22 protein-coding genes are annotated in these 24,532 nt (G+C 61.7%); 14 read left to right on the forward strand and 8 right to left on the reverse strand.

Annotation, left to right across the window (positions count from 1 at the left end; all coding sequences use genetic code 11):
• Window positions 1–48: 48 nt before the first annotated feature.
• The 3 genes from BM416_RS11800 to aspA form a co-directional block, all read right to left on the reverse strand.
• Complete coding sequence (locus BM416_RS11800) at window positions 49–1,026, reverse strand: asparaginase (protein ID WP_092488179.1); 978 nt, start codon at window positions 1,024–1,026, stop codon at window positions 49–51.
• Between the two features lie 77 nt (window positions 1,027–1,103).
• Window positions 1,104–2,549 (reverse strand): alanine/glycine:cation symporter family protein, encoded by a 1,446-nt coding sequence (locus BM416_RS11805; RefSeq protein ID WP_065937955.1) that lies wholly within the window; start codon window positions 2,547–2,549, stop codon window positions 1,104–1,106.
• Window positions 2,550–2,939: 390 nt separating this feature from the next.
• Window positions 2,940–4,364: an aspartate ammonia-lyase gene (gene aspA / locus BM416_RS11810; protein ID WP_025854459.1), complete on the reverse strand. Its 1,425-nt coding sequence runs from the start codon at window positions 4,362–4,364 to the stop codon at window positions 2,940–2,942.
• 182 nt (window positions 4,365–4,546) lie between these two features.
• Between aspA and BM416_RS11815 the strand changes: the two genes are divergently transcribed.
• The 5 genes from BM416_RS11815 (at window position 4,547) to BM416_RS11835 (ending at window position 8,270) form a co-directional block, all read left to right on the forward strand.
• Complete coding sequence (locus tag BM416_RS11815; protein WP_092488180.1) at window positions 4,547–5,455, forward strand: LysR substrate-binding domain-containing protein; 909 nt, start codon at window positions 4,547–4,549, stop codon at window positions 5,453–5,455.
• A 262-nt stretch (window positions 5,456–5,717) separates the two neighbouring features.
• On the forward strand, window positions 5,718–6,209 hold the full coding sequence (gene purE / locus BM416_RS11820; protein ID WP_003176980.1) for a 5-(carboxyamino)imidazole ribonucleotide mutase: 492 nt from the start codon (window positions 5,718–5,720) through the stop codon (window positions 6,207–6,209).
• Between the two features lie 11 nt (window positions 6,210–6,220).
• On the forward strand, window positions 6,221–7,306 hold the full coding sequence (locus BM416_RS11825) for a 5-(carboxyamino)imidazole ribonucleotide synthase (protein WP_027608240.1): 1,086 nt from the start codon (window positions 6,221–6,223) through the stop codon (window positions 7,304–7,306).
• A gap of 104 nt (window positions 7,307–7,410) precedes the next feature.
• Window positions 7,411–7,656, forward strand: a complete 246-nt coding sequence (locus BM416_RS11830; protein ID WP_065926751.1) for a GlsB/YeaQ/YmgE family stress response membrane protein — start codon at window positions 7,411–7,413, stop codon at window positions 7,654–7,656.
• A 77-nt stretch (window positions 7,657–7,733) separates the two neighbouring features.
• On the forward strand, window positions 7,734–8,270 hold the full coding sequence (locus BM416_RS11835) for a DUF3299 domain-containing protein (protein WP_065937956.1): 537 nt from the start codon (window positions 7,734–7,736) through the stop codon (window positions 8,268–8,270).
• Window positions 8,271–8,328: 58 nt separating this feature from the next.
• Here BM416_RS11835 and BM416_RS11840 read toward each other — a convergent pair whose 3' ends face one another.
• Both BM416_RS11840 and BM416_RS11845 read right to left on the reverse strand, forming a co-directional pair.
• On the reverse strand, window positions 8,329–9,228 hold the full coding sequence (locus BM416_RS11840) for a D-hexose-6-phosphate mutarotase (RefSeq protein ID WP_092488181.1): 900 nt from the start codon (window positions 9,226–9,228) through the stop codon (window positions 8,329–8,331).
• Window positions 9,229–9,285: 57 nt separating this feature from the next.
• Complete coding sequence (locus BM416_RS11845; protein ID WP_003176975.1) at window positions 9,286–9,690, reverse strand: acyl-CoA thioesterase; 405 nt, start codon at window positions 9,688–9,690, stop codon at window positions 9,286–9,288.
• Window positions 9,691–10,098: 408 nt separating this feature from the next.
• On the opposite strand from BM416_RS11845, the gene BM416_RS11855 reads away from it, so the two are divergent.
• The 8 genes from BM416_RS11855 (at window position 10,099) to BM416_RS11890 (ending at window position 20,373) form a co-directional block, all read left to right on the forward strand.
• Window positions 10,099–11,388: an MFS transporter gene (locus tag BM416_RS11855; protein WP_027608244.1), complete on the forward strand. Its 1,290-nt coding sequence runs from the start codon at window positions 10,099–10,101 to the stop codon at window positions 11,386–11,388.
• A gap of 267 nt (window positions 11,389–11,655) precedes the next feature.
• Window positions 11,656–12,642: a phosphate ABC transporter substrate-binding protein PstS gene (locus BM416_RS11860; protein ID WP_016978637.1), complete on the forward strand. Its 987-nt coding sequence runs from the start codon at window positions 11,656–11,658 to the stop codon at window positions 12,640–12,642.
• Window positions 12,643–13,026: 384 nt separating this feature from the next.
• On the forward strand, window positions 13,027–15,060 hold the full coding sequence (locus tag BM416_RS11865; RefSeq protein WP_174562752.1) for an ABC transporter permease subunit: 2,034 nt from the start codon (window positions 13,027–13,029) through the stop codon (window positions 15,058–15,060).
• 15 nt (window positions 15,061–15,075) lie between these two features.
• On the forward strand, window positions 15,076–16,746 hold the full coding sequence (pstA, locus tag BM416_RS11870) for a phosphate ABC transporter permease PstA (protein ID WP_065926747.1): 1,671 nt from the start codon (window positions 15,076–15,078) through the stop codon (window positions 16,744–16,746).
• A 133-nt stretch (window positions 16,747–16,879) separates the two neighbouring features.
• The gene (gene pstB / locus BM416_RS11875; protein ID WP_027608247.1) at window positions 16,880–17,713 is read left to right on the forward strand and encodes a phosphate ABC transporter ATP-binding protein PstB; all 834 of its coding nucleotides are present in this window, start codon (window positions 16,880–16,882) and stop codon (window positions 17,711–17,713) included.
• Window positions 17,714–17,783: 70 nt separating this feature from the next.
• Entirely contained in the window at window positions 17,784–18,545 is a 762-nt protein-coding gene (gene phoU, locus BM416_RS11880) for a phosphate signaling complex protein PhoU (protein WP_065937962.1), read from the forward strand.
• Between the two features lie 168 nt (window positions 18,546–18,713).
• Window positions 18,714–19,619, forward strand: a complete 906-nt coding sequence (locus tag BM416_RS11885) for a response regulator (protein ID WP_092488182.1) — start codon at window positions 18,714–18,716, stop codon at window positions 19,617–19,619.
• Window positions 19,620–19,701: 82 nt separating this feature from the next.
• Window positions 19,702–20,373 (forward strand): M23 family metallopeptidase, encoded by a 672-nt coding sequence (locus BM416_RS11890; protein ID WP_092488183.1) that lies wholly within the window; start codon window positions 19,702–19,704, stop codon window positions 20,371–20,373.
• A gap of 3 nt (window positions 20,374–20,376) precedes the next feature.
• Here BM416_RS11890 and BM416_RS11895 read toward each other — a convergent pair whose 3' ends face one another.
• From BM416_RS11895 to phoB, 3 genes are all read right to left on the reverse strand, one after another.
• Window positions 20,377–21,717: a hemolysin family protein gene (locus BM416_RS11895; RefSeq protein WP_027608251.1), complete on the reverse strand. Its 1,341-nt coding sequence runs from the start codon at window positions 21,715–21,717 to the stop codon at window positions 20,377–20,379.
• 169 nt (window positions 21,718–21,886) lie between these two features.
• On the reverse strand, window positions 21,887–23,173 hold the full coding sequence (gene phoR, locus BM416_RS11900) for a phosphate regulon sensor histidine kinase PhoR (protein WP_256577500.1): 1,287 nt from the start codon (window positions 23,171–23,173) through the stop codon (window positions 21,887–21,889).
• Between the two features lie 82 nt (window positions 23,174–23,255).
• The gene (gene phoB / locus BM416_RS11905; protein ID WP_003176964.1) at window positions 23,256–23,945 is read right to left on the reverse strand and encodes a phosphate regulon transcriptional regulator PhoB; all 690 of its coding nucleotides are present in this window, start codon (window positions 23,943–23,945) and stop codon (window positions 23,256–23,258) included.
• Window positions 23,946–24,100: 155 nt separating this feature from the next.
• Between phoB and BM416_RS11910 the strand changes: the two genes are divergently transcribed.
• Complete coding sequence (locus BM416_RS11910) at window positions 24,101–24,478, forward strand: COG4315 family predicted lipoprotein (protein ID WP_092488185.1); 378 nt, start codon at window positions 24,101–24,103, stop codon at window positions 24,476–24,478.
• Window positions 24,479–24,532: the final 54 nt, after the last annotated feature.

Here is a 24,532-nt window from a genome sequence, read left to right on the forward strand (position 1 = left end):
ATGCTAGGCACCGACAGGTGGGTGGTGAGAGTGACTATGTATCGAATATCAACTCAGCTCTGCACACAGGTCCAGTTCGACCAGGCGGCGAATCTCGGCATTGGGCAGGCCCGCACCGATCAAGGCATTGAGCTTGCCGAACGCGGCTTCGCGGGTCATGCCACCACCGGACAGCACACCCACGCCGCGCAACCGGCTGCCGGCTTCGTACACATCCAGCTCCACGCCGCCTTCATGGCATTGGGTGATTGCCACGACCACGATGCCGTTTTCTTCGGCGCGCTTGAGGCTGGCGAGAAACGCAGGGTTGTCGCTGGGCCCGGTGCCGCTGCCGAAGCATTCCAGCACCAGCGCCTGGATGCCGCTGTCGACCAATGCATCCAGTTGCGCTGCGCCGATGCCCGGTACCAGCGGCAACACGCCGACATTGGCCAGGGCCTTGGACTGGCGGTAATCCAGGGCTGCGGGAAGTGCTTCGGCCTTGGCCGCACCGCCGTTGCGCTGCAATGCGGCAAACGGATGACGACCAAAGCTGCGGATCTTCGCGCAGCGGGTCGGGGCCATCAGCGCGCCGTGGAAGAACAGGTGCACGCCGGGTGCCAGGCCTTCGCCCAACGCCAGCAGGGCACCGCTGACGTTTTCCCAGGCATCGCTGTCGGGTACGCCGGCAGGCAACATCGAGCCTGTGAACACCACCGGTGCCGGCAAGCCCAGCAATTGGAAGCTCATGGCTGCCGCGCTGTAGGCCAGGGTGTCGGTGCCATGCAGGATCAGCACCGCGTCGCAGCCCTCGTCAACGGCCTCGACCACGGCGGTGCGCAGACGCTGCCAGTAGGCGGGTGTCATGTTGGCGCTGTCGATCAGCGGGGACATTTCCCGGAAGCGCCAGGCGGGTACTGAAACGTTGGTGAGCTGTTCGCGCATGCGCGCTTCAAAACCGGATGCGGGGGCCAGGCCGTTGGCGCTGGCTTGCATGCCGATGGTGCCACCGGTGTAGAGCACCATGATGTTGTTAGCTGCTTGCATCAAAGAATCTCCTGAACGAAAAACGCCGCCGGGCCCAGAGCATGCCCAAGGCCGGGCGGCGTGTCATCTGTCTACGCTCAGCGTTGCACTTGAGCGTTCAGTTCTGCCGATGCGGCAACGTCCGGTTTTGCCGGATTGGCCGGCCAGGCCTTGCGGTCCAGGTCCAGGTCAGGGAACTGGCTGGAGTCGAACACCGGGGTCTTGATGCCTGCCGCGCGCTGGTTGTCGTAGTCGTTCAGGATGCGCATGGCAATCTTGAACAGGAACGCCAGGGCGAACAGGTTGACGAACGCCAGCATGGTCATGGTGATGTCGGCGAAGGCGAATACGGTGCTCAGGTTCTCGATCGAACCCCAGAAAATCAGCACCAGCACCAGCGCGCGATAGCCCATCAGCACCTTGCGGTTGTTGCCCACCAGAAAGCGCAGGTTGCTCTCGCCGAGGTAGTAGTTGTACATGATCGAGGTAAACACGAACAACGCCAGGGCCACCGAGATAAACATGCGGCCCCAGTCGCCCACTACAGCCGCCAGGGAGTTCTGGGTCAGGGCAATGCCGTCGCCTTCGAAGCCTGGGGTGTAGAAGCCGGAGAGCAGGATCAGCAACGCGGTGCAGGTGCAGATCACGAAGGTGTCGAGGAACACGCTGAACGCCTGGACCACACCTTGGGCGATCGGGTGTTCTACCGAAGCGACTGCCGCTACGTTAGGCGCGCTGCCCAGGCCGGCTTCGTTGGCGAACACGCCGCGTTTCACACCCATGATGATCGCGCTGCCCACCAGGCCGCCGAAGGCTTGGTCGAGGCCGAAGGCGCTTTTGACGATGGTCGCGAGCATGGCCGGTACGTGGTCGAATTGCAGCACGATCACGTACAGGGTCACGGCGATGTAGACCAGGGTCTTGACCGGTACCAGCAGGTCGGCGATCGAGGCGATGCGCTTGATCCCGCCGATGAACACCAGACCCAGCAATACCGCCAGGGCCAGGCCGGTGTAGGTGGTGTCCAGGCCAAACGCGTTGTTCAGCGAGTGGGTCACAGCGTGGGCTTGCAGGCCGTTGAAGGCAAAGCCGAAGGTCACCAGCAGCAGGAACGCCATGACCATCCCCAGCCAGCGCTTGTGCAGGCCGTGCTGGATGTAATAGGCCGGGCCGCCACGGTAGGTGCCTTCCGCGTCAGTGCGCTTGTACAACTGCCCGAGGGAGCACTCGATAAAGCTCGAAGACATGCCCACGAGCGCGGTGACCCACATCCAGAACACGGCACCCGGGCCGCCCAGGGTCACGGCAATGCCGACACCCGCGATGTTACCGGCACCGACACGCCCGGCCAGGCTGAGCATCAGCGCCTGGAACGAGCTGAGTTGGTCGGAGCTGTTTTTCAGGCTGTCGCGAAACACCGAAAACATGTGGAAAAAGTGACGCAATTGAACGAAACGCGAGCGGATCGTGAAATAACCGCCGAGCCCGACAATGAGCACGATCAGTACTTTCCCTGAGAGGAAGTCGTTGATGACCTCGAGCATGGAGTGTTCCTCGCTGATTTTTCTAATGGCAAACGCAGGACGGTCCTACCCCTCGCATAGCACCAGGCAGTGCGCGACGGTTCGACCCCAATCCTTTTGCGGGTGTTGTTATTCATGCGCTATCGCGTGTATCCGGGCTCGTTACCGACGGCCGCAGACGCGAAGAGGGGCGGCACTATACCTAGGCGAACGTGATCCGTCTGCTCGGGCTGATTAAAGGTTTCAGCCAAGCTGTTACAGGCAAGGAGGGTTTGCAGGGCGATATTGGATTTTTATGGGCGTCATTTCACAACCTTGAGGCAAAAAAAAGGGCCTGAAGAACGAGCCTTCAGGCCCTCAAAAGGTGAGAGGTGTCTAGTCCCTCAACCTGGTGAGCGGTGCAACAAACGCTTAGGCCTTCAACGGGACCAGGCGTGGGGCAATCATGTTTTCGGGGCGCAGGATGTCGTCGAGCATGGCGTCGTCGAGCAAGCCTTCTTCGCGCACCAGTTCCAGCACGCCGCGGCCGCTTTCGAGGGCGATACGCGCAATGCGGGTGGCGTTTTCATAGCCGATGTACGGGTTCAGCGCGGTGACCAGGCCGATGGAGTGTTCCACCAGCTCGCGGCAACGGGCTTCGTTGGCGGTGATGCCGACGATGCAGTGCTCGCGCAGCATGTCCATGGCGCGTTGCAGCAGGCGGATCGAGTCGAAGATCTTGAAGGCGATCAGCGGCTCCATCACGTTCAGTTGCAGCTGGCCGCCTTCGGCCGCCATGGTCAGGGCCAGGTCGTTGCCGATGACTTGGAACGCGACTTGGTTGACCGCTTCCGGGATCACCGGGTTGACCTTGCCGGGCATGATCGAGCTGCCTGGCTGGCGCGCCGGCAGGTTGATCTCGTTGATGCCGGTGCGTGGGCCGCTGGACAGCAGACGCAGGTCGTTGCAGATCTTCGACAGTTTCACGGCGGTACGCTTGAGCATGCCGGAGAACAGCACGAAGGCGCCCATGTCGGAGGTGGCTTCGATCAGGTCGGCAGCCGGGACCACTGGCTGGCCGCTGATAACGGCCAGGCGTTGTACGGCCAGGGCCTGGTAGCGCGGGTCGGCGTTGATGCCGGTACCGATGGCGGTGCCGCCCAGGTTCACTTCGGTGAGCAGCTCTGGCGCCAGGGTTTTCAGGCGGGCCAGGTCTTCACCGAGGGTGGTGGCGAAGGCGCGGAATTCCTGGCCGAGGGTCATAGGCACGGCGTCCTGCAATTGGGTGCGGCCCATTTTCAGCACGTGGCTGAATTCGACGCCCTTGGCGGCGAACGCCTGGATCAGGCTGTCGAGGCTGGCCAGCAGCGCGTCGTGGCCCAACAGCAGACCCAGGCGGATCGCGGTCGGGTAGGCGTCGTTGGTCGACTGCGCCATGTTCACGTCGTTGTTGGGGTGCAGGTACTGGTATTCGCCCTTGTTGTGGCCCATGGCCTCTAACGCGATGTTGGCGATGACTTCGTTGGCATTCATGTTGGTTGAAGTGCCGGCGCCGCCTTGAATCATGTCCACCACGAATTCTTCGTGGAAATCGCCGCGGATCAGGCGGGCACAGGCTTCGCTGATGGCCGCGTGCTTGGCTTCGCTGAGCTGGCCCAACTCGCGGTTGGCGTCAGCCGCCGCTTGCTTGACCATTGCCAGGCCGACCACCAATTTCGGGTAATGCGAAATCGGAACGCCCGAGAGGCGGAAGTTATTCACCGCTCGCAGGGTCTGGATGCCGTAATACGCTTGGGCAGGTACTTCGAGTACGCCAAGCAGGTCTTTTTCTGTGCGGAATGATGCAGCGGAGGACATGACGGAAATCATCTCGATATGGACCCGGAACAGGCCGGAACGCTGCGAATGCTAGGCCTGTAGGAAATTTTGGGCCAATGCTGTTAAACACTGGCCTATGCATAAACGGCATAATGTGAGTGTGACCCGGCTATCATGGCGGGCGTGTGTGCCAAAATGGTGCGTATCCGTGGGAGGCAGTGATGAACCTTGAGAGCAAATGGCTGGAAGACTTCAGTGCCCTGGCGGCGACTCGCAGTTTTTCCCAGGCGGCGGAACGGCGTTTTGTCACCCAGCCGGCGTTCAGCCGACGTATCCGCAGCCTTGAGGCCGCATTGGGCCTGACCCTGGTCAATCGCTCGCGCACGCCGGTTGAGTTGACGGCGGCGGGGCAGCTGTTCCTGGTCACCGCGCGTACCGTGGTCGAGCAGCTCGGCGAAGTGCTGCGCCATTTGCATCACCTGGAAGGCGGGCAGGGCGAAGTCATGCAAGTGGCCGCGGCCCACTCCCTGGCGTTGGGTTTCTTTCCGCGCTGGATCGCGCAACTGCGCAACGACGGCCTGAACATCGCCACGCGGCTGGTGGCCACCAACGTCGGCGATGCGGTGCATGCCCTGCGCGAAGGCGGCTGCGACCTGATGCTGGCGTTCTACGACCCCGATGCGGCGATGCAAATGGACGCCGAAATCTTCCCTTCACTGCACCTGGGCAACACCGAAATGCTTCCGGTATGCGCGGCCGACGCCGACGGCAAACCACTGTTCGACCTCGAAGGCGAGGGCAGTGTGCCGTTGCTGGCCTACAGCGCCGGGGCGTTCCTCGGCCGTTCGGTGCACCTGTTGCTGCGCCAGCGCGCGCTGCGCTTTACCACGGTGTACGAAACCGCCATGGCCGACAGCCTCAAAAGCATGGCCCTGGAAGGCCTGGGCATCGCCTGGGTGCCGCAGCTGAGCGTGCGTGCCGAACTGGCCCGAGGCGAACTGGTGGTGTGCGGCGGGCCGCAATGGCATGTGCCGCTGGAGATTCGGCTGTATCGCTGCGCGTTGGTGCGCAAGGCGAATGTGCGGTTGTTGTGGCGCAAGTTGGAAGGTGGCGCGGCGCAGAATACCTGAGCCCCTCTCGGGCCGAATGCAGGGCAAATGTGGGAGGGGGCTTGTGGTGATTTGGCTGACTTGAAAGTCAATAAAACCGCCACTTTGCCCCGCTAGACAGATGGTCATCCCAGGGGCTGTTTATCTGGATTATTACGGTATACTGCGCGGCCTTCGGCCGGTCCAACCGGCCAAATTTCGTACAACAAGCCACGCCGGATTTCCCGCGTGGCTTGTTGTTTTTTGACGCGCCTGCGGGCGCCCAGAGAGAAGAGGCACGACGATGAGTGCATTGGTTGGCGTGATCATGGGCTCCAAGTCCGATTGGTCCACCCTTAGCCACACCGCCGATATGCTGGAAAAACTCGGCATTCCGTATGAAGTGAAAGTGGTCTCTGCCCACCGCACCCCGGATTTGCTGTTCCAGTATGCCGATGAAGCAGAATCCCGTGGCATCGAGGTGATCATCGCCGGTGCCGGCGGCGCAGCGCACCTGCCGGGCATGTGTGCGGCCAAGACCCACCTGCCGGTGCTTGGCGTACCCGTGCAGTCGGCAATGCTCTCGGGCGTGGATTCGCTGTTGTCCATCGTGCAGATGCCGGCCGGTATCCCGGTGGCCACCCTGGCGATCGGCAAGGCCGGTGCGATCAACGCCGCCCTGCTGTCCGCCAGTATCCTGGGCGCCAAGCACCCGCAGTTCCACGCGGTGCTGAAGAAATTCCGCGCCGAGCAGACAGACAGCGTGCTGGACAATCCAGACCCACGTATCGCCTGAGGGTGTTGACGATGAAAATCGGTGTGATCGGTGGCGGCCAACTGGGCCGTATGCTGGCCTTGGCGGGTACCCCGCTGGGGATGAACTTCGCTTTCCTGGACCCTGCGCCGGACGCCTGTGCGGCAGCCTTGGGTGAACACCTGCGCGCTGACTACAGCGACCCGGACCACCTGCGCCAACTGGCCGACGAAGTCGATTTGGTGACGTTCGAGTTTGAAAGCGTACCGGCCGAAACCGTGGCCTTCCTGTCGCAGTTCGTACCGGTGTACCCGAGCGCCGAAGCCTTGCGCATTGCCCGTGACCGCTGGTTCGAGAAAAGCATGTTCAAGGACCTGGGCATTCCGACCCCAGCCTTTGCCGATATCCAGTCCCAGGCGGACCTGGACGCTGCCGTCGCCAGCATCGGCCTGCCGGCCGTGCTGAAAACCCGCACCCTGGGCTACGACGGCAAGGGCCAGAAAGTCCTGCGCACCGCCGCCGATGTGGTCGGCACCTTCGCCGAACTGGGCAGCGTGGCCTGCCTGCTGGAAGGCTTCGTGCCGTTCACCGGCGAAGTCTCGTTGATCGCCGTACGTGCCCGGGATGGCGAGACGCGCTTCTACCCGTTGGTGCACAACACCCACGACAGCGGCATCCTCAAGCTGTCCGTGGCCAGCACCGATCACCCATTGCAGGCCCTGGCCGAAGACTATTCCAGCCGCGTACTCAAGCAGCTGGATTACGTCGGTGTGATGGCGTTCGAGTTCTTTGAAGTCGACGGCGGCCTCAAGGCCAACGAAATCGCCCCGCGTGTGCATAACTCCGGGCACTGGACCACCGAAGGCGCCGAGTGCAGCCAGTTCGAAAACCACCTGCGCGCTGTCGCGGGCTTGCCATTGGGCTCCACGGCCAAGGTCGGTGAGAGCGCGATGCTCAACTTTATCGGCGTGGTACCGCCGGTGGAGCGCGTGATCGCGATCGAAGACTGCCACCTGCATCACTACGGCAAGGCCTTCAAGGCCGGGCGCAAGGTCGGCCACGCCAACCTGCGCTGCAAGGACCGCGCAACGCTGCAAGCGCAGATCCTCAAGGTCGAAGCGCTGATCGCCGAGCAATAACCCGGGGATCGACGGGAACCATTGGTTAGCGCCGTCCTCTGATTGCAGGATGCCAAAGCCTGTCTAGGCTTTGGCATAGCTCACTTCATTCAGAGGGAAATGCCATGGGTATCATCGGAACCATCTTTATCGGCTTGATCGTCGGCCTGTTGGCGCGTTTCCTCAAGCCCGGCGACGACAGCATGGGCTGGATCATGACCATCCTGCTGGGTATCGCCGGTTCCCTGGCCGCGACCTACGGTGGCCAGGCGCTGGGCATCTACCAGGCGGGTCAAGGCGCAGGCTTTATCGGCGCACTGGTCGGCGCCATTGTGCTGCTGGTGCTCTACGGCCTGATCAAAAAGAAGTAATCAGCCGACAAAGTCCTCTGCGCTGCGCAGGCGCAGAGGGCTAGAATGCTCGCCACTTGTACTTGCCGAGCCTCTCCATGCGCCGTCTCCTGTTGACTCTCCTTCTGCTGGGCTCTGGCCTGGCCCACGCCGGTGAATTGCCGGAAACCGACTGGCTCGACCTGATGCCGCTGTCGGACCAGAAGGCCCTCGAGGCCATGCCCGAGATCGATCACAACTCCCCCGAAGCCCAAGGCACGTTCACCGATAAAGGTGGCCTGAAGCAGAGCAAAGGCTTGCCGGCGGTGATGTATTCGACCAAGACCGTGGCCGCCATGAACGGCAAGAACATTCGGATCGGCGGCTACCCGGTGCCTCTGGAAACCGACGCCAAGGGGCGCAGCACGCTGTTCTTCCTGGTGCCATACCCGGGCGCCTGCATCCACGTGCCGCCACCGCCGCCTAACCAGTTGGTGCTGGTGCGTTATCCCAAGGGTTTGAAGCTGGATGATATCTACACGCCGCTGTGGGTGACCGGCACGTTGAAGGTGGAGACGGTGAACAACGATTTGGCCGACGCCGCCTATGCGCTGGATGCGGGCAAGGTGCGGGTCGTAAAGGAATCCGATCTATAAGCTTACGCTGAACCCAATGTGGGAGGGGGCTTGCCCCCTCTCACATTTGGAACTCCATCTACCGGGTAATACCGGTGATGCTCACACCCAGCGTGTGGCTTTCACCCGGCGCCAGCGTCACCACATCATCCAGCACATTCGCCGTCTCGATGCACAGCATGCCTTGCCAGCCGTCGTCGGCCATGTCGTCGAAGGCCTTGGCGCGTTCGGTCCAGGGGTTCCAGACCACGGTGGATTTCGAGCCTTGGCTGGTGAGCTGGATGCGACGCTGCCAGTCCTGATCGAGGATGCTCAGCGACGGGGGCGTATCGAGGTAGATGCGGTCGGTCTCGGCAGTGAAGTGCAGCAGGCCGGACTGGGTTTTCTTGCTCCAGCCATCGGCGGTATCGATGTATGCCGAGCCGTCCAGGCCTTCGACCTGCACGTTGCGTACGTCGCTCACGGCGAAGTAGGTGTGCAGCGCCTGGCTGAGCGTGACAGTGTCGTCGCCACGGTTGTGGCTGGTCAGGCGGATGTGCAGTTGGTCGTCCAGCAGCAGGCTCAGGCTCAGGTCGACCTGATGGGGCCAGCCGGGGAAGCCGCCTGCAGGAACCGGTAGTTGCAGGTCCACCCGCAGCGCTTCACCTTCAAGGGAGGTGCCGGCCAATGCCCAGGTCGCGGTACGCACGAAACCGTGAGCGCTCGCAGGCTGATCACTTTGGCGCATCGCCTTTACGCTGGGCGGGTTGCGGTCGAACACCCCAAACCAGGGCCAGCACACCGGGACGCCGGTACGAATGCCCTTGCCCTTCTTGAACACCGCCTCAGGATTCGGCCAGATCAGCGGCTGCTCGCCTTCGCGGCCGTAACTGAAGATATGCGCGCCCTGCTGGGCAATCATCAATTCGGCGCCGTTATGGCGGATGCGCCAGCAGTCCAGCTCGTCGATTTTTACGGTCTCAACGTGGGGCGTAGGCATAACAGGCACTCTCAATGGCAGGCAATGGGGCAATTGACCGTCAAAACCCCGCGAGGTTTAACGCGCGCGCGATGGCACCGAGCGTGTGCGGCCGCTGCCATCGATAGCGACGAACACAAACACCGCCTCGGTGACCTTGCGCCATTCGCTGGACAGCGGGTCGTCGCTCCACACTTCGACCATCATCTGGATCGAGCTGCGGCCGATTTCCAGGGCCTGGGTATAGAAGGACAATTGCGCGCCCACTGCCACCGGCACCAGGAACGCCATGCGGTCAATGGCCACGGTGGCCACACGCCCGCCTGCGACCTTGCTGGCCATGGCGGTACCGGCGAGGTCCATCTGCGCGACCAGCCAGCCGCCGAAAATATCGCCAAAACCGTTGGTTTCACGCGGGAGCGCGGTGATTTGCAGGGCGAGATCGCCTTGCGGGATAGGATCTTCTTGTTCGAGTTCGATCATGCCGGGGGGCCTCTGACCCGTGACGCTTTTATAGGTGGAGCAAGGTGGATAGCCGACTGTTAGAAAAACGTTTCAGCACAAACATACTCCGTTCGATACGTTTCTCGTAAGGCGTACTAAAGGGAAACTCTGCCAAATCGGCTGGATGGCACCCAACGACGTTTTGGCGCAGCAGCCCCTCAAGCCTGGGGTTCTTGCGCTTGCAAGGGCCGAGTATATCGAGACCCTGGCGCCACGACGACCTCCCGGCGCTCATTTGGTCGGTAAATAGCCGCTGTATCGCGGCTTTTGCGCGCAACTGTTCTCCTGGCGCTGTGCTTTTACAAGCGATTTGCTATCTTGCCAGACCGCCGCCGGTCCCGGGCGTGTCGTCCTTACCAAGCTGACTACTATAAGAGAAGCCTTGCCATGTCCTCCGTGCCCGCAAGCAGTGCGCAACCGTCGCGCCCGCTGACCCGCAACGACTACAAAACCCTGTCGCTGTCTGCCTTGGGCGGGGCGCTGGAGTTTTATGACTTCATCATTTTCGTGTTTTTCGCCACCGTGGTCGGAAAACTGTTCTTCCCTGTCGATATGCCCGAATGGCTGCGCATGATGCAGACCTTCGGCATCTTCGCCGCCGGTTACCTGGCACGCCCGCTGGGCGGCATCATCATGGCGCACTTCGGTGACCTGCTGGGCCGCAAGAAGATGTTCACCCTGAGCATCTTCATGATGGCCGTGCCGACCCTGATCATGGGCCTGCTGCCAACCTACGCGCAGATCGGCCTGTGGGCGCCGGTCCTGTTGCTGTTGATGCGCATCATCCAAGGCGCAGCGATTGGCGGTGAAGTCCCCGGCGCCTGGGTGTTCGTCTCCGAACACGTACCGCCGCGCCATATCGGCTACGCCTGCGGCACCCTGACCAGCGGCCTGACCGCCGGGATCCTGCTGGGCTCGCTGGTGGCCACTGCCATCAACACTATTTACAGCCCGGAGCAGGTCTCGGATTACGCCTGGCGCATTCCTTTCCTGCTCGGTGGCGTGTTCGGCCTGCTGTCGGTGTACCTGCGCCGCTGGCTGCATGAAACGCCGATCTTCGCCGAGATGCAGCAACGCAAGACCCTGGCTGCCGAGCTGCCATTGCGTGCCGTATTACGTGACCACCGCGGCGCCATCGTGTTGTCGATGCTGCTGACCTGGCTACTGTCGGCCGGCGTCGTGGTGGTCATCCTGATGACCCCGACCGTGCTGCAGACCATCTACCACTTCAGCCCGACCGTTGCGCTGCAAGCCAATAGCCTGGCCATCGTGACTTTGAGCCTTGGCTGCATTGCCTCCGGCGCCCTGGCTGACCGTTTTGGTGCCGGGCGTGTACTGGTAAGCGGTTGCGCCTTGCTGCTGGCGACCTCCTGGACGCTGTACCACAGCCTCATGACCCACCCGGACTGGCTGTTCCCGCTGTACGCCTTGACCGGCCTGTTCGTCGGCACCATTGGTGTGGTGCCTTACGTGATGGTGAAAGCCTTCCCGCCCGTGGTGCGCTTCAGTGGCCTGTCGTTTTCCTACAACGTGGCCTACGCCGTGTTCGGCGGGCTGACGCCACTGGCGGTGTCGCTGCTGATGAAGGAAAGCCCGATGGGGCCGGCCTACTACGTGGCTGTCCTGTGCGTGATGGGGATGGTGGTGGGTGGGTATCTGTGGAAGCGCGGGCGGTAACCCCGTTTAGCGCTTTTACCGGTAACCATGTGGCGAGGGAGCAAGCTCCCTCGCCACATGTCTTGCGTTTTATAACAATTACAGCTTGTTTCCAAGAAGTCGCTTAGTCGCTCTAACCTCCTCGTACGTCCCGACCTTCTCTCCTTTTGTTGTGTGATCTCCAATGCTGGCCTTTCATCCAATTGTCATATTTCAGACATAGAGTGTTCACACGGCCTCTCGATACTTGGCCCCGATCCAACTATCCCTATCTGCTAGGAGCAAGGCATGAAACTGAAACGTTTGATGGCGGCAATGACTTTTGTCGCTGCTGGCGTTGCGACCGCCAATGCGGTGGCCGCAGGTGTTGATCCGGCAATCCCGGCTTACGTCAAGACCACTGGTGTGTCGGGCAACTTGTCCAGCGTCGGTTCCGATACCCTGGCCAACCTGATGACCCTGTGGGCCGAGGGTTACAAAAAGGAATACCCGAACGTCAACATCCAGATTCAAGCTGCCGGCTCCGCCACCGCGCCACCTGCGCTGACTGAAGGCACCTCCAACCTGGGCCCGATGAGCCGCAAGATGAAGGACACCGAACTGGCGGCCTTCGAGCAGAAGTACGGCTACAAGCCAACCGCTATCCCGGTTGCCGTGGATGCCCTGGCCGTGTTCGTGCACAAGGACAACCCGATCCAGCACCTGACCATGGAACAAGTCGACGCGATCTTCTCCTCGACTCGCCTGTGCGGTGGCAAAGCCGATGTGAAAACCTGGGGTGACCTGGGTGTGACCGGCGACCTGGCCAACAAGCCAGTGCAACTGTTCGGCCGTAACTCGGTATCCGGCACCTACGGCTACTTCAAGGAAGAAGCCCTGTGCAAAGGCGACTACAAGCCTAACGTGAACGAACAACCCGGCTCGGCTTCGGTTGTGCAGTCGATCAGCTCCTCGCTGAACGGCATCGGTTATTCGGGCATCGGCTACAAGACCGCCAGCGTGAAGACCGTGGCCCTGGCCAAGAAAGGCAGCACTGACTTCATCGAAGACAGCGAAGAAAACGCCCTGAACGGCAAATACCCGCTGTCGCGTTTCCTCTACGTTTACGTCAACAAAGCCCCGAACAAGCCTCTGGCCCCGCTGGAAGCCGAGTTCGTGAAACTGGTTCTGTCCAAACAGGGCCAGGAAGTGGTCGTCAAGGACGGCTACATCCCATTGCCAGCCAAGGTTGCCGCCAAGGCCCTGGCTGACCTGGGTCTGAAAGAAGGCAACTGATTGCCTCTGCGGGGCCGGGATACCGGCCCCGCATCCGAATTTTCTAGTCCGCTGCCAGCCCTGCTTCGCGGCGGATTTGTTGCGTCACTGCACTGTCATCTTTCTGTCATACAGGATCGCTAGGGTGTGCGCATGAATGATCTGGCCAATTCCACCATGACGACAACTTCTCCCCCCAAGCGCATTGATTTCAATACGCCTGAGCTGCAACGCAAGCGCCGTATTCGCGCGCTCAAGGATCGCCTGACCCGTTGGTACGTGCTGGTGGGCGGCCTCGCCGTTCTGGGTGCGATCACCCTGATTTTCTTTTTCCTCGCCTACGTGGTCGCGCCACTTTTCCAAGGCGCCTCGCTGACCAAGGAAGACGCACTGACGCCTGCCTGGATGCAGGACGCCGGCAAGCCGTTGTTGATCTCCCTGGAAGAGCAGAACCAAGTCGCCATGCGGGTTTCCGACAAGGGCCAGGCGCTGTTCTTTGACGTCACGAGCGGTGCCGAACTCAAGCGTGTCGACCTGCCGCTTGCGCCCGGCGTGAGCGTGGCTTCCATCGGTGAGGACCAGCCGGGCAGCCCGCTGGTGATCCTCGGTTTGTCCAATGGCCAGTCCCTGGTGTTCCGTCACACCTATAAGGTGTCGTACCCGGACGGCAAGAAAACCATCACGCCTGCGATTGAATACCCCTACGGTGAAACGCCGATCGTGCTCGACGATGCCGGCCGCCCGTTGGAGCATGTCGCCCTCAACGCCACCGATTCGTCGCTGGTGGTGGCAGGCTCGGCCGGTTCGCACTTGAACGTGCTGACCCTGAGCCGCGAAGAAAACATGATGACCGGTGAAGTCACCAGCGAGCAGAAGCGTGTCGAGTTGCCGCAAATGACCGAGCCGGTGAAGGCGATCTTCATCGATCCGCGCCAGCAATGGCTGTACGTGATCAACGGACGCGCCCTGGCGGATGTGTTCAGCCTGCGCGACAAGAGCCTCAACGGTCGCTACAAATTACTGGAAGATGGCACTGCCGAAGTCACCGCCAGCACCCAGTTGGTGGGCGGCATCTCGCTGATCGTCGGTAACTCCAAAGGCGGCCTGGCCCAGTGGTTCATGGCCCGCGACCCGGATGGCGAGCAGCGCTTCAAGCAGATCCGCACCTTCCAGATGGGCACCGCGCCCATCGTGGAAATCACCGCCGAAGAGCGGCGCAAAGGCTTTACCGCCCTCGACGCTTCCGGCAAGTTCGGCGTGTTCCACAGCACCGCCCACCGCACCCTGCTGGTGGATCCGGTGGTCGACGGCCAGGGCGTGTTTGGTATGTCGCCGCGCGCCAACCGCGTGATCGTCGAAGCCGGCGGCAAGCTGCAGCCGCTGCTGCTGGATAACCCGCACCCGGAAGTGTCCTGGAGCGCGTTGTGGAGCAAGGTCTGGTACGAAAACTACGACGAGCCTAAGTACGTCTGGCAATCGACCGCCGCCAACACCGACTTCGAACCCAAGATGAGCCTGGCGCCATTGACCTTCGGTACCCTGAAGGCGGCGTTCTACGCCATGCTGCTGGCGGCGCCACTGGCGGTTGCCGCGGCGATCTACACCGCTTACTTCATGGCCCCGAGCCTGCGCCGCAAGGTCAAGCCGGTGATCGAACTGATGGAAGCCATGCCGACGGTGATCCTCGGCTTCTTCGCCGGCCTGTTCCTGGCGCCGTATGTCGAAGGGCATCTGCCGGGGATCTTCAGCCTGCTGATGCTGCTGCCGATTGGCATCCTGGTGGCCGGGTTTGTCTTCAGCCGCCTGCCTGAATCCATCCGCCTGCGGGTTCCCGATGGTTGGGAAAGCGCGATCCTGATCCCGGTGATCCTGTTCGTGGGTTGGCTCTCGCTGTACATGAGCCCGTACCTGGAAACCTGGTTCTTCGGCGGCGACATGCGCATGTGGATCTCCCACGACCTGGGCATTACCTACGACCAGCGCAACGCCCTGGTGGTCGGCCTGGCCATGGGCTTTGCGGTGATCCCGAACATCTACTCCATCGCCGAAGACGCCGTGTTCAGCGTACCGCGCGGCCTGACCCTGGGTTCTCTGGCACTGGGCGCCACACCGTGGCAGACCATGACCCGCGTGGTGATCCTGACCGCCAGCCCGGGCATCTTCTCGGCGCTGATGATCGGCATGGGGCGCGCCGTGGGCGAGACCATGATCGTGCTGATGGCCACCGGCAACACGCCGGTGATGGAGATGAACCTGTTCGAAGGCCTGCGCACCCTGGCGGCCAACGTCGCGGTGGAAATGCCCGAGTCGGAAGTCGGCGGCAGTCACTACCGCGTGCTGTTCCTCTCGGCGCTGGTGCTGCTGCTGTTCACCTTCATCATGAACACCCTCGCCGAGCTGATTCGTCAGCGTCTGCGCAAGAAATACTCGTCGCTTTAAGAAAGGTAGAAGTCTGTGAAACAGAACTCCCTGAATGGATGGTTCAAGAGCGGCGCTCCCGGCGTCTGGATCAGCGGTGGCGCGGTGTCCATCGCGGTCATCATGACCATTGGTTTGCTGGCCGTGATTGCCGTGCGTGGCCTGGGCCACTTCTGGCCGGCCGACCTGATCCAGGCCAACTACAACGTGCCGGGCCAGGAAAACCATATCGTCATCGGCGAAGTGGTGCAGAAAGAAGAAGTGCCGCGCGAGCGCCTGAAAAGCGCGGGCCTGCCGGTGCCCGATGCGGGCCCGGAGTTCATGACCCGCGAGCTGATCAAGGTCGGCAACCGTGACCTGAACGGCAACGATTTCACCTGGATCGTCGGCGAATGGTTGAAGGACCAGAGCACGCCGAAGAACCTGATGACCATCGAACGTCGTGAGTGGGGCAACTTCTACGGCACCCTGGTCAACGTCAAGCAGGATGGCAAGGTCATCGCTGAAGGCGAGGCCGCGTGGCCGGAGCTGCAAGCCCGCGTGGACCGCGTGAACAAGCTGGCGGCCCAGCTCAAGACCCTGGAGAAGTCCGACATCGGCGCGATCAACGCCGGCCTCGAACGCATTCGCCTGCATGGCCGCAAACTGGAACTGGAAGGCAAGCTCGACGCTGCCGCCCAGGCCGACATGGATGCCGATCGTGCCGAGCTGAACGCGCGCTACCAGGACATCGAAGCGCGCCTGGCCGACCTGCACGCCCAGTTCAACCGCGACGCCTTGACCGCTCGCGATGGCAACGGCAAGGAAATTGAAATCGGCATCGGCAAGGTGGTGCATGCCTACCAGCCGAACGCCATGGGGACCGTGACCAAGATCGGTTTCTACGTCAGCAAGGTGTGGGAATTCCTCAGTGATGACCCGCGGGAAGCCAACACCGAAGGCGGGATCTTCCCGGCGATCTTCGGCACCGTGATGATGACCCTGATCATGGCGATGATCGTGACCCCGTTCGGCGTGCTGGCGGCGGTGTACCTGCGTGAATACGCCAAGCAGAACACCCTGACCCGCATCATCCGCATCGCCGTGAACAACCTGGCGGGTGTACCGGCCATCGTCTACGGCGTGTTCGGCCTGGGTTTCTTCGTGTATGTATTGGGTGGCTCGGTCGACCGTCTGTTCTTCGCCGAAGCGCTGCCGGCACCGACCTTCGGTACACCGGGCCTGCTCTGGGCCTCGCTGACCCTGGCGCTGCTGGCGGTACCGGTGGTGATCGTGGCCACCGAAGAAGGCCTGGCGCGGATTCCGCGTACGGTGCGTGAAGGCTCCCTGGCGCTGGGCGCGACCAAGGCGGAAACGCTGTGGAAGATCGTGCTGCCGATGGCCAGCCCGGCGATGATGACCGGCATGATCCTCGCCGTGGCCCGCGCCGCCGGTGAAGTGGCGCCGCTGATGCTGGTCGGCGTGGTGAAGCTCGCCCCGTCGCTGCCGCTGGACGGCAACTACCCGTACCTGCACCTGGACCAGAAGATCATGCACCTGGGCTTCCATATTTATGACGTCGGCTTCCAGAGCCCTAACGTCGAGGCCGCACGGCCGCTGGTGTACGCCACCGCCTTGCTGCTGGTGCTGGTGATCGCCACGCTCAACCTGTCGGCGGTGTGGATTCGTAACCACCTGCGCGAGAAGTACAAGGCGTTGGACAGCTGATCTGAATTGAACGCGGACTTATTTGTGGGAGGGGGCTTGCTCCCGATTGCGGTGTGCCAGCCAGCACACATGTTCCTGATGCTCCGCTATCGGGGGCAAGCCCCCTCCCACACAACAGCACAGGGAGCATCCCATGCAACACGACACCCATTCCCACGGCATCAACATGTCTGCCCTGGGTCGCGACAAACAGAGCCTGAGCCTGGCCCAGGAAACCGTGGCCATCGAAGTACCGGGCCTGAGCCTGTACTACGGTGACAAGCAGGCGCTGTTCGACGTCAGCATGAACATCCCCAAGCAGCGCGTGACCGCCTTTATCGGCCCGTCGGGCTGCGGCAAGTCCACGCTGCTGCGTACCTTCAACCGCATGAACGACCTGGTGGACGGTTGCCGCGTGGACGGGGCCATCAACCTCTACGGCACCAACATCTACCGCAAGGGCGAAGACGTGGCCGAACTGCGTCGCCGTGTGGGCATGGTGTTCCAGAAGCCTAACCCGTTCCCCAAGACCATCTACGAAAACGTGGTCTACGGCCTGCGCATCCAGGGCATCAACAAGAAGCGCATCCTCGACGAAGCGGTTGAGTGGGCCCTTAAAGGCGCGGCGCTGTGGGACGAGGTCAAGGACCGCCTGCATGAGTCGGCACTCGGCCTGTCCGGCGGCCAGCAGCAACGCCTGGTGATCGCGCGCACCATCGCCGTGGAGCCGGAAGTGCTGCTGCTCGACGAACCGTGCTCGGCACTCGACCCGATCTCGACGCTGAAAGTCGAAGAGCTGATCTACGAGCTCAAGTCCAAGTTCACCATCGTTATCGTGACCCACAACATGCAACAGGCGGCGCGGGTTTCCGACTACACCGCGTTCATGTACATGGGCAAGCTGGTGGAGTTCGGCGATACCGACACCCTGTTCACCAATCCGGCGAAGAAGCAGACCGAAGACTACATCACCGGTCGCTACGGCTAGGAAGCTGTGGTTCTGATTGCACTGACGCTGCGGTTCTCCGCACCTTACCGGACGCTCCAAGGACGCCAACATGATTAGCAAAGAAGGCCTTACCCACCATATCTCCGCGCAGTTCAACGCCGAGCTCGAGGAGGTGCGCAGCCACCTCCTGGCGATGGGCGGGCTGGTGGAGAAACAAGTCAACGACGCCGTCACTGCGCTGATCGAGGCCGACTCGGGCCTGGCCCAGCAAGTGCGCGAGATCGACGACCAGATCAACCAGATGGAACGCAACATCGACGAAGAATGCCTGCGCATCCTCGCCCGTCGCCAGCCGGCAGCCTCCGACCTGCGCCTGATCATCAGCATTTCCAAGTCGGTGATCGACCTCGAGCGGATCGGCGACGAAGCCACCAAGATCGCCCGCCGCGCCATCCAGCTGTGCGAAGAGGGTGAAGCGCCGCGCGGTTATGTGGAAGTGCGTCATATCGGCGACCAGGTGCGCAACATGGTCCGGGATGCCCTGGATGCCTTTGCGCGCTTTGACGCCGAGCTGGCATTGTCGGTAGCGCAGTACGACAAGGTCATCGACCGTGAATACAAGACCGCCCTGCGTGAGCTGGCCACCTACATGATGGAAGACCCGCGCTCTATCTCGCGGGTCTTGAGCATCATCTGGGTGCTGCGCTCCCTGGAGCGGATCGGTGATCACGCGCGCAATATCTCGGAACTGGTGATCTACCTGGTGCGCGGTACCGACGTACGGCACATGGGCCTCAAGCGCATGAAGGCCGAAGTTGAGGGTTCAGCCGATCAAATCCCTAATGTTCCGGGCGAATCTGACGATAAGTAAGGTTGCCCGAGAAATTAACGCCCGGCCTCTGGTCGGGCGTTTTCGTTTGTGGCGCCTGAATTTTTTGCGAATCGGGTAAAAGAAAGTCCGAACGTGACTACAGAGTTTTGGCAAAATGCCATTAGTCAGGCGTTTTGCGTGCCGAAGTTTTTATAGGATGAAGGGTCGATGAGTAAAGTCAGTGTATTGGTGGTGGATGACGCCTCGTTTATCCGCGACCTGGTGAAGAAGTGCCTGCGCAACTACTTCCCCGGGATCAAGCTTGAAGATGCGGTAAACGGCAAGAAGGCCCAGACCATCCTGATGCGCGAGAGCTTCGACCTGGTGCTGTGCGACTGGGAAATGCCGGAGATGTCCGGACTGGAGCTGTTGACCTGGTGCCGTGAGCAACCGCACCTCAAGGCCATGCCGTTTGTGATGGTGACCAGCCGTGGCGACAAAGAGAACGTGGTCCAGGCGATCCAGGCCGGGGTTTCCGGTTACGTCAGCAAACCGTTCACCAACGAGCAACTGCTGAACAAGGTCAAGCAGGCCCTGCACAAGGTCGGTCGCCTCGACGCCCTGGTCGCCAGCGCGCCGACCAAGATGAACTCGGCCTTCGGCAATGATTCCCTGAGCGCCCTGACCGGTGGCAAGCCTGAAGCCGTACGTGCAGCCCCCGTTGCTGCGGCTGCGCCAAGCAAAGGCCTGCTTAACAACGCCCCGCCGGTCCAAGCGCCAGGCGCTGCCCCCACTGGCGGCCGTGGCCAGGGCCAGTTGCGCCTGTCCAGCGGCACCCAGCAATGCGTGATCAAGGCGCTGAGCATCAAGGAGGCGCTGCTGGTGGTGCGTCGCGGTGACGTCCTGCCTCACGTACTGGAAAGTGCCGTGCTCGACCTGGAACAGGGCGACAACGCCGAAGTGGCGCGTCTGAACGGCTACCTGCACGCCATCGTCGCCTTCGAACCCAAGCCGGACAGTGACTGGCTGCAACTGACCTTCCGCTTTATCGACCAGGATGCGCAGAAGCTCGACTACATCTCTCGCCTGATTGCGCGCGGTACGGCGCAGAAGCATTTTGTGCCGGGGGCCTGACCTTCAGTCCGAAGGGGCGTGCCCCGGGATTGTCATGATCCCTTGCTAGCTTGCTGTTCATTCACTCCGGCAGGTTCGCGCCATGCTCCTTCGCCTTTTGCTGTCCTGCATGTTGGCCTTGGTCGCCAATTCGACCCAGGCCATGACCCTGTACAAATCCACCGATGCCAACGGCATGGTGTTTTTCAGCGATCGGCAAACCCCCGGCGCCCAAGCATTCGTGATCCAGGAGCGTAGGGTCGAGCGCGTACAGCCGCCGGTATTCGACAGGCCACAACCCGTTTACCCGCGACAAGCCTACCGTTACCCCTTGCCCTGGCGTGGCGGTCCGTTCCGCCTGACCCAAGGTCCCAACGGCAGTTTCAGCCACACCGACGCCAAAAGCCGCTACGCCATGGACATCGCCATGCCCGAAGGCACGCCGATCATCGCGGCACGCAGTGGTGTGGTGGTGAAAATCGAGAATAGCCAGATCGGACGCGGCAACGATGCGTCAGGCAATTTTGTGCGCGTGCAGCACGATGACGGCACCCAGGGCGTGTACCTGCACCTCAAGCAAGGCTCGGTGAGTGTCAGGCCGGGGCAGCGTGTGGCGGTGGGCAGCGCGCTGGGGTTGTCGGGCAATACCGGCAACAGCAGCGGGCCGCACCTGCACTTTGTGGTGCAACAGAGTACCGCGGCCGGGCTGGTGTCGATTCCTTACGAATTCAACCAGCCGGTCGGGACATTGCCCAATTTTGCATTGGGCAATTGAGGGTCAATCCAGCAGCAGGACCTTGGCCAGCACGATCTTCGGCCCTTTCATCTTCTTGATGATGATCCGCAAGCCTTCAACCTCCAGCACTTCTTCCTCTTCCGGCACGCGCTTGAGGGTGTCGTAGATCAGCCCTGCGAGGGTTTCGGCCTCGATGTGGTCCAGGTCGACGCCCAGCAGGCGTTCCACCTTGAACAGCGGCGTATCGCCCCGTACCAGCAGTTTGCCAGGCTGGTAGGCGAGGATGCCGCGCTCGGCCTTGCGGTGTTCGTCCTGGATATCGCCCACCAGCACTTCCAGCACGTCTTCCATGGTCAGGTAGCCGATGATCTTGCCGTCGGCTTCTTCCACCAGGGCAAAGTGCGCGCCGCCTTTGCGGAACTGCTCCAGCAACTGCGATAACGGCATGTGCCGCGACACACGTTCCAGCGGGCGGGTCAGCTCGGCCAGGTTGAACGATTCGGGGATGTGGTCCAGGGCTGCCAGTTCCAGCAGCAGGTCCTTGATGTGCAAAAGCCCGACAAACTCGTTGCGCACCGCGTCATACACCGGATACCGGCTGAATTTATGGCGACGGAACAGCGCGAGGATTTCCTTGAGCGGGGCGTTGAAGTCCAGGGTCACCAGGTCTTCACGGGAGTTGGCCCAGTCCACCACTTCCAGCTCGCCCATTTCCACGGCGGAGGCCAGTACACGCATGCCTTGGTCGCTCGGGTCCTGGCCACGGCTGGAGTGCAGGATCAGCTTGAGCTCTTCGCGGCTGTAATGGTGCTCGTGGTGCGGGCCGGGCTCGCCTTGGCCGGCGATGCGCAGGATCGCGTTGGCGCTGGCGTTGAGCAGGTAGATCGCCGGGTACATGGCCCAGTAGAACAGGTACAGCGGCACCGCCGTCCACAGTGACAGCAGTTCGGGCTTGCGAATGGCCCAGGACTTGGGCGCCAGTTCACCGACCACGATGTGCAGGTAGGAAATCACGAAGAACGCGGCAAAGAACGACACGCCCTTGATCACTTCCGGCGATTCGACACCTGCGGCGCCCAGCAGCGGTTCGAGGATGTGCGCGAACGCCGGCTCACCGACCCAGCCCAGGCCCAGGGAGGCCAGGGTGATACCCAGCTGGCAGGCCGACAGGTAGGCGTCGAGCTGGCTGTGCACGGTACGCAGGATCTGCCCGCGCCAGCCGTTGGTGTGGGCGATGGCCTCGACCCGGGTCGAGCGCAACTTGACCATGGCAAATTCCGCCGCAACGAAAAAACCGTTGAGCAGTACCAGGATCAGAGCAAAAAGAATCATGCCGAAATCGGCGAAGAGTGTGGCGAGGGTGATACCAGGGGAAGGGTCCATGATTGGGTTTTGCAGGTTCCGTGTGTTCAATAAGGGGTGACAGAAGGGCCTGAAAGGCAGGCACAAGTCGGCCAATGTAGCGGCTGACGGGGCGCTTGCCTAGTGGTTGCCGCCGGGTGGGGTGTGGGATACGCCCTTCAAAACGAAGCGGTTTCGTGCTGCATTCGAGTTATTCATCATTTCCGACGAGCCGCGAACGGGTCATCTGCGCTGGCGGAAAGTGGCAGGTGAACGTACTGCCATGCCCCAGCACGCTGCTGATTTCCAGGCGCGCGCGGTGGCGCAGCAGCACATGCTTGACGATGGCCAGGCCCAGCCCGGTGCCGCCGGTGTTGGAGTTGCGGCTGGAATCGACGCGGTAGAAACGCTCGGTCAGGCGCGGCAGATGCTTGGCGTCGATGCCGATGCCGGAGTCCTGCACGCTCAGGTGTGCGCCTTGCTCGTCGGCCCACCAGCGGATGCGGATAGTGCCCTTGTCCTGGGTGTACTTCACCGCGTTGAACACCAGGTTGGAGAACGCGCTGCGCAATTCGCCTTCGCTGCCTTTGAGCAACACCTGCGGGTCGGCATCCAGGCTGATCTGCTGCCCACGCTCGCCCGACAGGGCCTTGGCGTCATTCTTGATGGTCTGCAACAGGCTCTGGACGGCCACCGGTTGGTTGTCCGACGGATAATCCGTGGCCTCTAGCTTGGCCAGCAACAGCAAGTCGTTGAGCAGGGTCTGCATGCGTGAACCCTGCTGCTGCATTTGCTGCAGGGCACGGCTCCAGCGCGGGTTGATCTCGTCGACGTTGTCCAGCAGCGTCTCCAGGTAGCCGCAGATCACCGTCAACGGCGTGCGCAGTTCGTGGGAGACGTTGGCAACGAAGTCTTTGCGCATCTGCTCCAGCTGATGGATGCGGGTTACGTCGCGCACCAGCATCAGGTGTTCGTTGTTGCCGTAGCGGGTCAGGTACAGCTGGATGCGCACGCGGTCGTTGGTGGGCGAGGGGATTTCCAGGGCTTCTTCGTAGTTGTCCTGCTCGAAGTATTCCTTGAAGCGCGGGTGACGCACCAGGTTGGTTACCGGCTGGCCGCTGTCCTGGGGCGTCTTGAGGCCCAGCAGGGTCTCGGCGGCGCGGTTCCACCATTCCAGGTTGCCGTCGCTGTCGAGCATGATCACCGCGTCCTTGAGCGCAGCGGTGGACTCCTGCACCCGGTCGATCACGGCTTGCAGGCGCCCGCGTACCCGTTGGTCGCGGCGTTGCAGGTGGTAGATGCTGTCGAACACCTCACCCCACAGGCCGTAGCCATCGGGCGGTGCTTCGTCGGGTTTGTGCTGGCGCAGCCATTCATGCAGGCGCAGCAATTGCTTGAGGGTCCAGCCCAGGTACAGGCCGATACCGATGGCCAGGCTCCAGCCGTAATAGCCGCTGACCAGGCCGACCAACAGGCAGGCGGTGATCAACAGGAGCATGTGGCGGATCAGGGTGCCATGCCAGTTCTGGTTCACTTAAACATGCGTCCTTGTCAGCTGTTAAGGAAGGAAAGTGACTGGCTCAGCCCTTGGTGGAGAACCGGTAGCCGGTGCCGCGCACGGTTTGTACCAGATTCTCGTAGGCATCGCCCAAGGCTTTGCGCAGGCGGCGGATATGCACATCGACGGTGCGTTCCTCGACATACACGTTGCCGCCCCACACCTGGTCCAGCAACTGGCCACGGGTATAGGCACGTTCCTGGTGGGTCATGAAGAACTGCAGCAGGCGGTATTCGGTCGGGCCCATCTCGGCCGGCTTGCCGTCGATGGTCACGCGGTGGCTGATCGGGTCCAGCAGCAGGCCACCGACTTCGATAGGCGCTTCGCCATCGGTCGGGCCGGCACGGCGCAGCACGGCTTTCAGGCGCGCTACCAGTTCCCGTGGGGAAAACGGCTTGGTGATGTAGTCATCGGCGCCGACTTCCAGGCCCTGGATCTTGTTGTCTTCTTCGCCCTTGGCGGTGAGCATGATGATCGGGATATCCCCGGTCAGCTCATCGCGCTTGAGGCGGCGGGCCAGTTCGATGCCGGAGGTGCCGGGCAGCATCCAGTCCAGCAGGATCAGGTCCGGCTTGCGGTCGACGATAATGGCATGGGCCTGCTGGGAGTTCTCCGCCTCCAGGCAGTCATAGCCGGCCATTTCCAACGCAACGGCGATCATCTCGCGGATGGGCGCTTCGTCGTCAACAATCAGAATGCTCCTGCCAACCATGCTCGAAAATCCTCTTGTCATTTAACTGTCTTGCGCCGCATTAGATAACGGAATTATTGCAGTCGTGTGACAGTAATTTAGTCGCTCGGGCAATTCGGGGCACTCTGGACTACGCTTTGGGTCCGAATCCTGACAACCACAAAAGGAAGGTTCCGATGACTTACAGTACTTTTTCCTGGAAGGCCCTGCTGGTCACGGCGGCGTTGACGCTGCCGACACTGGCATTCGCGGCGGAGCCGGCGATGACCCAGAACGGTCTGTTAGTGGATCACAGTGGGAAGACCCTTTACACCTTCGACAAGGACGCCGATGGCAAGTCAGTGTGCAAGGACCAGTGCGCGACGAACTGGCCGCCGCTGAAAGCAGAGTCTACCGACAAATCAATGGGCGATTGGAGCGTGATCACCCGTGATGACCAGACCAGTCAATGGGCCTACAAGGGCAAACCTGTCTACACCTACAAGGATGACCACAAGGCCGGTGACAAGAGCGGTGATGGCAAGGGTGGGGCATGGCATGTGATCAAGCCCTGATTTCGCGGCGCTGCTGAAACCATCGGGGGCAAGCCCCCTCCCACATTTGAATGT

Origin of the sequence: Pseudomonas sp. NFACC42-2 (genome assembly GCF_900116055.1) — a bacterium.
GTDB lineage: Bacteria > Pseudomonadota > Gammaproteobacteria > Pseudomonadales > Pseudomonadaceae > Aquipseudomonas > Aquipseudomonas marginalis.

What these genes read in the sequence shown, in the direction of transcription:
- BM416_RS11800 (WP_092488179.1), bottom strand. Translation starts at nt 1,026, where the DNA reads ATGCAAGCAGCTAACAACATCATGGTGCTCTACACCGGTGGCACCATC.
- BM416_RS11805 (WP_065937955.1), bottom strand. Translation starts at nt 2,549, where the DNA reads ATGCTCGAGGTCATCAACGACTTCCTCTCAGGGAAAGTACTGATCGTG.
- aspA (WP_025854459.1), bottom strand. Translation starts at nt 4,364, where the DNA reads ATGTCCTCCGCTGCATCATTCCGCACAGAAAAAGACCTGCTTGGCGTA.
- BM416_RS11815 (WP_092488180.1), top strand. Translation starts at nt 4,547, where the DNA reads ATGAACCTTGAGAGCAAATGGCTGGAAGACTTCAGTGCCCTGGCGGCG.
- purE (WP_003176980.1), top strand. Translation starts at nt 5,718, where the DNA reads ATGAGTGCATTGGTTGGCGTGATCATGGGCTCCAAGTCCGATTGGTCC.
- BM416_RS11825 (WP_027608240.1), top strand. Translation starts at nt 6,221, where the DNA reads ATGAAAATCGGTGTGATCGGTGGCGGCCAACTGGGCCGTATGCTGGCC.
- BM416_RS11830 (WP_065926751.1), top strand. Translation starts at nt 7,411, where the DNA reads ATGGGTATCATCGGAACCATCTTTATCGGCTTGATCGTCGGCCTGTTG.
- BM416_RS11835 (WP_065937956.1), top strand. Translation starts at nt 7,734, where the DNA reads ATGCGCCGTCTCCTGTTGACTCTCCTTCTGCTGGGCTCTGGCCTGGCC.
- BM416_RS11840 (WP_092488181.1), bottom strand. Translation starts at nt 9,228, where the DNA reads ATGCCTACGCCCCACGTTGAGACCGTAAAAATCGACGAGCTGGACTGC.
- BM416_RS11845 (WP_003176975.1), bottom strand. Translation starts at nt 9,690, where the DNA reads ATGATCGAACTCGAACAAGAAGATCCTATCCCGCAAGGCGATCTCGCC.
- BM416_RS11855 (WP_027608244.1), top strand. Translation starts at nt 10,099, where the DNA reads ATGTCCTCCGTGCCCGCAAGCAGTGCGCAACCGTCGCGCCCGCTGACC.
- BM416_RS11860 (WP_016978637.1), top strand. Translation starts at nt 11,656, where the DNA reads ATGAAACTGAAACGTTTGATGGCGGCAATGACTTTTGTCGCTGCTGGC.
- BM416_RS11865 (WP_174562752.1), top strand. Translation starts at nt 13,027, where the DNA reads ATGCAGGACGCCGGCAAGCCGTTGTTGATCTCCCTGGAAGAGCAGAAC.
- pstB (WP_027608247.1), top strand. Translation starts at nt 16,880, where the DNA reads ATGCAACACGACACCCATTCCCACGGCATCAACATGTCTGCCCTGGGT.
- phoU (WP_065937962.1), top strand. Translation starts at nt 17,784, where the DNA reads ATGATTAGCAAAGAAGGCCTTACCCACCATATCTCCGCGCAGTTCAAC.
- BM416_RS11885 (WP_092488182.1), top strand. Translation starts at nt 18,714, where the DNA reads ATGAGTAAAGTCAGTGTATTGGTGGTGGATGACGCCTCGTTTATCCGC.
- BM416_RS11890 (WP_092488183.1), top strand. Translation starts at nt 19,702, where the DNA reads ATGCTCCTTCGCCTTTTGCTGTCCTGCATGTTGGCCTTGGTCGCCAAT.
- BM416_RS11895 (WP_027608251.1), bottom strand. Translation starts at nt 21,717, where the DNA reads ATGGACCCTTCCCCTGGTATCACCCTCGCCACACTCTTCGCCGATTTC.
- phoR (WP_256577500.1), bottom strand. Translation starts at nt 23,173, where the DNA reads ATGCTCCTGTTGATCACCGCCTGCCTGTTGGTCGGCCTGGTCAGCGGC.
- phoB (WP_003176964.1), bottom strand. Translation starts at nt 23,945, where the DNA reads ATGGTTGGCAGGAGCATTCTGATTGTTGACGACGAAGCGCCCATCCGC.
- BM416_RS11910 (WP_092488185.1), top strand. Translation starts at nt 24,101, where the DNA reads ATGACTTACAGTACTTTTTCCTGGAAGGCCCTGCTGGTCACGGCGGCG.